Genomic DNA, 7,601 nt, shown 5'->3' with positions numbered 1-7,601 from the left:
AACCCTCTCCAGCAGGACGGGCGAGGACGGGGGACGGGGGCGTGGACGGGCGCCGGTCAGCGCACCGTGGCGGCGGGGCCACGGTGGCGGCGGTACCACCTGACGGTCTCCTCAAGCCCCTCCCGCAACGAGCGGGGCTGGAAGTCGATGACGCTGTTGAGCCGGCTGACGTCGAGGGTCCGGCTCGGCCGGCCGCCGGACCGCCCGGGATCGAAGGTGATGCGCTCGGGCTCGCCGAGGGCCGCGGACACCAGCTGGGCCAGCCGCAGCACCGAGACGGTCTCGGTGGTGCCGATGTTGAACGTCTGGTGCTTGTCGGCCTCGACCATCCGCAGGATGCCCCTGACCAGGTCGGTCACGTACATGTAGGTGCGGGTCTGGCTGCCGTCGCCCCAGATCTCGATGGACTGCCCGGCCAGCACCTTGGCGAACATGCTGGGCACGACCCGGTCCGTGTCCGGCTCGAAGTTGTCCCGGGCCCCGTAGACGCTGGTGAGGCGGGGGACGAAGATGCGCATGCCGTACTGGTGCCGGTAGGCCTCCGCCAGGATCTCGGCGTAGCACTTGGACAGGTAGTAGCCGTCGGGCGCGTAGTGCATCCGCCGCCGGAAGTCGTCGTCCTCGGGGATCGGGTCGGTGCGGGCCGAGGCCGCGTAGATGTCGCTCGACCCCAGGAGGACGGTCTCCGGGGTGTCGTGCCGCCGGGCGCAGTCCAGGATGTTGGAGACGGCGCGCGTGTTGTCGTCGAGGATGCGTGCCGCCTGGTCGCGCCGGGCCTCGACCGTGCCGGAGACGACGGCGCAGTGGAAGACCGCGTCGACGCCGCCGGGGGCCTCGGCGAAGACCCGGCGCATGGCCGTCTCGTCCCGCAGGTCCATCCGGAGGGTCGTCAGCCGGTCGGTGTCGGGGAGTTGCGGCAGCACCCGCCGGTTGTCCCTGCGGTAGAGGCAGAGGACCCTCGCCCCGCGCTCCAGCAGCTGTTCGACGAAGTGGGAGCCGATGAATCCGCTGCCCCCGGTGACGACCACGGTCTTCCCGGCCCAGCGTCCAGTAGGCATCTTCTTCCTTCCCGTCCGTGGACGGCCGACGGCGCCCGGTCAGGCGCGGTGTCCGGCCACCATTTCTTCCAGTTGGGTCACCAGGGCGCGGGGGCTGGGGGTCCGCTGATTCTCCTGCCGAATGCGCTCGGCGTTCTCCCGGTACGAGGAGTCGTCCAGAATTTGGGAGATCTTGCTCTGCAGCGAGTCGCCGTCGACCCTGCTCTTGAGTGCCTCACCGGACAGCTGCTCGTGTTCCAGCAGCATTCCGGCGCCGCGCGCCTCCAGATGCCGGCCGAAATCGAGTTCGTCCCAGTACCGTCCGGGCGCGATGATCTGTGGAACTCCGTGCACCAGGGCGTTTCCCAGGGTTCCGAAACCGCCGTGGTGAATGACCGTCGAGCAGCTGGGCAGCAGTTCGTTGAGCGGTACGAATTCCACCGCGCGCACGTTCTCCGGGAGGGTCCGCAGTTCCCGGAGTTGGTCGGCGTTCAGGGTCGCCACGACCTCGACATCCAGTTCCGCGACGGATTCCAGCAGGTCCTGGACGGAGAAGACGTCACCGCCGAGGATCTCCCTGGCCGTCATGCCGAGCGTCAGGCACACCCGGGGCCGCTCGGGCGGCCGGTGGACCCAGTCGGGCACGGTGGTGGGCCCGTTGTACGGCACGTACCGCACGGGGAGGGACGGCAGGTCGAGGACGACCTGCATCCAGGGCGGCGTCGGGTCGATCGTGCGCTGGCCGGTCATCATCTCGGTCGTGAGGCCGTCGTGGAACGCGCAGCCGAAGCGGGCGAGCCGGCCGGCCAGCCAGTCGCCGACCGGGTCGTCGCGCCGCTCCGGCTCCTGCCGGGCGAGGAGTTCGGCGTAGGTGCGGTACATCCGGCCGATGTGGTCGACGCCGAAGAGCATCCTGGCGTGTGCCGCCCCGCTGGCCCGGGCGGCGACCGGCCCGGCGAAGGTCATCGCGTCCCAGACGACCAGGTCGGGCCGCCATGCCCTGGCGAACTCCACGAGGTCGTCCAGCATCGCCCGGCCACCGGTCGCGTGCTCGTAGTGCGTGGAGCACGCGACGGTGAACGTGCCGAGCACGTAGTCCCAGGTCAGCATCTCGGGCCTGGTCTCGGTGACGCCGGCGTTGAGGTTCCGCCACGACGTGCCGCTCGTGACGTGCTCGCCGTCGTGTCCTGGGCGGCCGGGGATGCTCTCCTCCTCGCCCACCGACACGGCGGCGAGCCCGCTTCGGCTGATGGCCTCCACCACCTGGGGCTGGCTCGCGACGCACACCTCGTGCCCCGCGGCACGCAGCGCCCAGGCAATGGGCACCATGTTGTAGAAGTGCGTCTTCGCGCCGTACACCGTGAAGAGGACACGCATCGGTTCTCCTCGGGCCTCCGTCGTCCCTGGTCGCGGCGGGATGGCCTCAGGCCCCGACGCCGGCGCCGGCGCGCCCCACGGGCGAGTCCCAGTCGATGCGGTGCTCGTAGAGCCAGCGCATCTCCTTCTGTCCCTCCTTGGAGCCGCGCTCGCTGTAGGCGACGCGGGCGAAGATGTCCCGGCCGATGCGGAAGAGGCGGCCGTTGACCTGGAGTGCCCGGCCGCACTGCCTGCCGAAGTCCACGACGCGCTCGACGCGCTCCCGGCGGATCTCCTCGTAGCGCCGGAAGGCGTCCCCGACGTCGGGGACGTCCCGCAGGCACCTGGCGAGTTCGACGGCGTCCTCGATCGCCATCGACACGCCCTGCCCGGCCGAGGGGGAGGTGGCGTGGCAGGCGTCGCCGATCACGATCATCCGCTCGTTGTGCCAGGTGGGCAGGTGGGGGATGTCCTGGATCGGCCGCGGCGGCCAGATGTCCTCGGTGGCCCTGATGATGTCGACCGCCGAGCTCTGGTCCTTGGCGAAGAGCTCGTACAGCGTCTCGCGCCAGACGTCGGGGGTGAAGGACGCCAGTTCCCCGGCGGTGGGCTCCTTCGGCCTGGTCACGCTCGCGTACCACCAGATCCGGCCCTCCTGGTCCGGGATGTGGCAGAAGAAGGCGCGCCTGCCCAGGTACATGAACTCGGTGCCGGGGTCGCTCGGGGCGGAGATGCCCGTGGCGTACCCGCCGGTCGTCCACAGGCCGCCGTACCGGAAGGTGAGCTCGGCCGGGTCGATGATCTTCCGCGTGACGGAGTGCAGCCCGTCCGCGCCGATGAGGAGGTCGCCCCGGGCCGTGGTGCCGTCGGCGAAGACCGCGGTCACACCCTCGTCGGTGATCTTGGCGTCGACCAGCCGCTTGCCGAAGTTGACCTCGACGCCCCGGTTGATCGCCTCGTCCCTGAGGGTGGCGTACAGGTCGGACCGGGTGATGGCCCGGGCCACCGTCCCGTCGGGCAGCGGCGCGCCGTTGGGGACCTGCGCCAACTGCTTGCCGTTTCCGAGGTGGAACCGGTAGCGGGGAATGTCGAAGCCGTCCGCCAGGTGGCTGATGCCCAGCGTGAGCAATGCGCTGTAGCCGTTCACCGCCAGGACGAGATTCTGGCCGATTCCGTCCGCGCCGCGATCGTACGCTTCATAGACAACGGGTTCGATGCCGGCTTTCTGGAGGGCGATGGCCGCGGTCGGCCCGGCGACCCCACCACCGACGATCAGGGCTTTGGTCATTGACGTCGACTTCCTCAATCATCCGGTCGGGTGGTTGGCTTTCGATGACCTCGCAGAGCGGGGCGGTGGCATTCCACGGTTGGCATGGCATGGCGCCAGGCGAATCCCAACCCTCACACGGGAAGACGGTCTCGGCAGCCCCTACCCACCCCTTCTCACGAGTGCCGGAACAGTGGGCCGAGACGCCCCGGGCAGGGGTGTTCCAGGCCCTCGCGCCGGGCTATGAACGGGGGAGGCCGTAGTGAATGGAGCAGTCTTGGCATGACCAGGCATCAGATCGATCCCAGGCTTTTCAACGACAGCGACGTGACGCGGCATCTGCTGGCCGCCCGCGGCACGCAGTGGATGAGGGGAAACCGCGGCGACCCGTACGCGCTGCTGTTGCGGGCCCAGGAGGTCGACGCCCAGCGGCTGTTCCGCGCCATGCGTGGCCGGCCTGAGCTGCGGCAGAGCGAGTCCGACGTGTGGGTGACCGTCGACCACCGGCTCGGCTCGGAGATCCTGCGCGACCCGCGGCTGACGCTCGGCGACCCCGCCGCCCGCCGGCGGCGCCGGGTCTTCGGCATCGACTCGGGGACCACGCTCAAGCACGTCCTCACGCTCGACGACGCGCTCCTGGCGATGGACCGCGCCGAGTACGGGCGGCTGCGGGACCTCGTCTCCGCCGCCCTCGGCCCCGGGGTCGAGGAACGGCGGGCGGAGGCGGAGACGGTCTTCGCGAGCACGCTCGACCGGCTGGCCGGCGCCGGCACCTTCGACGCCATGACCGACCTCGCGCGCCCGGCGGTGGTCGCCGTGTTCGCGGCGGTGGCCGGCCTGCCGGCGGAGCGGACCACGGAGTCGGCGGCCCTGTGCGCCGACGTCGCGCCCCTGCTGGACTCCCTGCTGTGCCCGCCCACGCTGGACGGCACCCGGCGGCTCGTCGCCTCCTTCGACGAGCTGCGCGCCCTGACCGCGAAGGCGACCGCCGGCCGGGACGGGAGCGAGGAGGACGGCGCGGTCCTCGCGCTGCTGTTCACCGTGGGCGTGGAGGTCGCCGCGAACCTGGTCTGCAACGCCGTCCTGGCGCTGGCGGAGCATCCCGGGGAGTGGGACCTGTTGTGTTCCGGCGCCCGGTCGGCGTCCGACGTGGTCGAGGAGACGCTGCGGCACCGTCCGCCGGTGCGGCTGGAGAGCCGCATCGCCGCGCGGGACGTCACGCTCGCCGGGCAGGAGGTCGGCAGGGGCGCTCAGGTGGTGGTCCTCGTCGAGGGCGCCAACCGGGACCCGGACGTGTTCGCCGACCCGGACCGGTTCGACTCGGGGCGTCGCTCCGGCGGGGTCCACCTGTCGCTGGCGGACGGTTCGCCGGCGGGTGCGGTCGGCCCGGCCGTGCGACTGCTGGCGGAGGCCGCGGTCTCCGCGCTGGCCGCCGGCGGACGCGCGCCGGTCGTCGCGGGCGAGGTGGTGTTCCGGATGCGGTCCCCCGTCGTCCGGGGCGTCGCCCGCTGCCCGGTCACCGTCGGCTGAGGCCGGGGGCCGCCTCCCGGTCGGAGCGCGCGGGTCGTCCTCCGGCCGGGAGACGGCGACCGTTCAGCCCGCCAGTTCCCTGGCGATGTCCATCACGTACTGGCCGTACCCCGACTTCCCCAACGCGGTGCCGAGCCGGTGGCACTCGTCGGCGGTGATGAACCCCTTGCGCAGGGCGATCTCCTCCAGGCAGGCGATGCGCACGCCCTGCCGCTCCTCCAGGGTCCGCACGTAGAGCGACGCCTGCAGCAGCGACTCCGGGGTCCCGGTGTCCAGCCACGCGAAGCCGCGGCCCAGGTCGATCAGCTTGGCCCGGCCACGCGCCACGTAGACCCGGTTCACGTCGGTGATCTCCAGCTCCCCGCGGGCCGAGGGGCGGACGTTCTTGGCGATGTCGACGACCTCGTTGTCGTACATGTAGAGCCCGGTGATGGCGCGGTTCGAACGTGGACGCGCCGGCTTCTCCTCGATGGAGATCAGCCGGTCGGTCTCGTCGGTCTCCCCGACGCCGTACCGCTCCGGGTCCTTCACGGGGTAGCCGAACAGCACACAGCCGGCCACGCTCCTGGTGTTCTCCTCGACCAGCCCCTGGAAGCGGGGGCCGTGGAAGATGTTGTCGCCGAGCACCAGGGTGACCGTGTCGTCGCCGATGTGGTCGGCCCCGATGACCAGGGCCTCGGCGAGCCCGTTGGGCAGCGCCTGTTCCGCGTAGTCGAGGGAGAGTCCGAGGTGGCGGCCGTCTCCGAGCAGCCGCTGGAACTGCGGGATGTCATGGGGTTTCGCGATGATCAGGATTTCCCTGATGCCGCCGAGCATGAGAACGGACAGCGGGTAGTAGATCATCGGTTTCTCACCGACCGGCAGAAGCTGCTTCGACACCGCCAGCGTCACCGGACTGAGCCGGGAACCCGACCCACCCGCAAGAACTATTCCCTTCATTCGCCTGTATCCCTCGATAGCGAACCGAAATATCACCCTGGCCGGTCAAGAAGCTTCCTGAGAAAATAGTCACGATGTCGGCGGCACATCAAGGAGGTCCGTTGCGGACTGGGGTGGGAAGCACTCCGCTGGGGCGCCTAGGGGTTGTTGGGATTTCACCCCCTGTAGTCGAATTCCCTTTGACGCCGACCGCCGGGGCCGCCGGGGCCACCGGGCGTGAATCCGTCGACGACACAGGAGGTGGAGGCAGCCGTGGTCACACGTGTGTGGGACTACCTGGCGGAATACGAGGAGGAGCGAGAGGACATCCTCGACGCCGTCGACCGGGTCTTCAGCTCCGGGCAGCTTGTGCTCGGCTCGAGCGTACGCGGCTTCGAGGAGGAGTTCGCCGCCTTCCACGGCAGGCGGCACGCGGTCGGGGTCGACAACGGCACGAACGCGCTGAAGCTGGCCCTGCAGGCGCTGGGCGTGGGTCCTGGCGACGAGGTCGTCACGGTGTCCAACACCGCCGCGCCCACGGTGGTCGCGATCGACTCGGTCGGCGCCACCCCGGTCTTCGTCGACGTGCACGCCGAGAACTACCTGATGGACGTCGAGCAGGTGGCGGCGGCCATCACCCCGCGGACCCGCTGCCTGCTCCCGGTGCACCTGTACGGGCAGTGCGTCGACATGGAGCCGCTGCGGGCACTGGCGGAGCGGCACGGACTGGCCGTGCTCGAGGACTGCGCGCAGGCGCACGGGGCCCGTCACCACGGGCGCGTCGCGGGCAGCATGGGCGACGCCGCCGCGTTCTCCTTCTACCCCACCAAGGTGCTCGGGGCGTACGGCGACGGTGGCGCCGTCATCACCTCCGACGACCAGGTGGAGCGCGACCTGCGCCGGCTGCGGTACTACGGCATGGAGGAGCGCTACTACGTCGTCAGCACCCCGGGCCACAACAGCCGCCTGGACGAGGTGCACGCGGAGATCCTGCGCCGCAAGCTGACCAGGCTCGACCGGTACACGCGGGGCAGGCGGGCGGTCGCCGGCCGCTACGAGGAGGCGCTCGGCGACACCGACCTGGTCCTGCCGAGGACGGTGCGGGGCAACGAGCACGTCTACTACGTCTACGTGGTCAGACACCCGAAGCGCGACGCGATCATCGAGGCCCTGAAGACGTACGACATCATGCTGAACATCAGCTACCCGTGGCCCGTCCACACCATGGACGGTTTCCGGCACCTGGGGTACGAGAAGGGGTCGCTGCCGGTGACCGAGGCGTTGGCCTCCGAGATCTTTTCGCTGCCCATGTACCCCTCGCTTTCCGAGGAACTCCAGGACAAGGTCGTCAGCGCTCTGCGTGAGGTCCTCAGAACCCTCTGATCCGCTTTTCCATCCCCCCGAGGAACGGCTGCGGCGCCCATGGGCGCCGCAGCCGTTCCTCTTGCCTATTCCGGCGACCGCACCTCCCGTTTTACTCGCCGGCGAATAGG

General features: G+C 70.4%; 6 protein-coding genes. 2 read left to right on the top strand and 4 right to left on the bottom strand.

Translation table 11 applies throughout. The features are described from left to right. Positions 1-56: 56 nt before the first annotated feature. From ACFWI8_RS32745 to ACFWI8_RS32735, 3 genes are read right to left on the bottom strand one after another with little or no spacing between them, the layout of a single operon-like run. Complete coding sequence (locus ACFWI8_RS32745) at positions 57-1,058, bottom strand: NAD-dependent epimerase/dehydratase family protein (RefSeq protein ID WP_387098998.1); 1,002 nt, start codon at positions 1,056-1,058, stop codon at positions 57-59. A 39-nt stretch (positions 1,059-1,097) separates the two neighbouring features. Continuing rightward, positions 1,098-2,414, bottom strand: coding sequence for an activator-dependent family glycosyltransferase (locus ACFWI8_RS32740; protein WP_387098996.1), 1,317 nt, complete (start codon positions 2,412-2,414; stop codon positions 1,098-1,100). Between the two features lie 46 nt (positions 2,415-2,460). Beyond that, a complete protein-coding gene (locus ACFWI8_RS32735; RefSeq protein WP_387098994.1) occupies positions 2,461-3,681 on the bottom strand; it encodes an FAD-dependent oxidoreductase in 1,221 nt (406 codons plus the stop codon). 261 nt (positions 3,682-3,942) lie between these two features. On the opposite strand from ACFWI8_RS32735, the gene ACFWI8_RS32730 reads away from it, so the two are divergent. After that, positions 3,943-5,190 (top strand): P450-derived glycosyltransferase activator, encoded by a 1,248-nt coding sequence (locus tag ACFWI8_RS32730; RefSeq protein WP_387098992.1) that lies wholly within the window; start codon positions 3,943-3,945, stop codon positions 5,188-5,190. 63 nt (positions 5,191-5,253) lie between these two features. Here the strand turns inward: ACFWI8_RS32730 and rfbA are convergent, their stop codons facing one another. Beyond that, positions 5,254-6,129, bottom strand: coding sequence for a glucose-1-phosphate thymidylyltransferase RfbA (gene rfbA, locus ACFWI8_RS32725; RefSeq protein ID WP_387098990.1), 876 nt, complete (start codon positions 6,127-6,129; stop codon positions 5,254-5,256). A 252-nt stretch (positions 6,130-6,381) separates the two neighbouring features. Here rfbA and ACFWI8_RS32720 point away from each other — a divergent pair, with 252 nt between their 5' ends. After that, on the top strand, positions 6,382-7,491 hold the full coding sequence (locus ACFWI8_RS32720; RefSeq protein ID WP_387098988.1) for a DegT/DnrJ/EryC1/StrS family aminotransferase: 1,110 nt from the start codon (positions 6,382-6,384) through the stop codon (positions 7,489-7,491). Positions 7,492-7,601: the final 110 nt, after the last annotated feature.

Source organism: Streptomyces sp. NPDC127098, from assembly GCF_042722465.1.
Taxonomy (GTDB): Bacteria; Actinomycetota; Actinomycetes; order Streptomycetales; family Streptomycetaceae; genus Streptomyces; species Streptomyces millisiae.
This window is presented reverse-complemented; position numbering and strand designations above follow the sequence as displayed.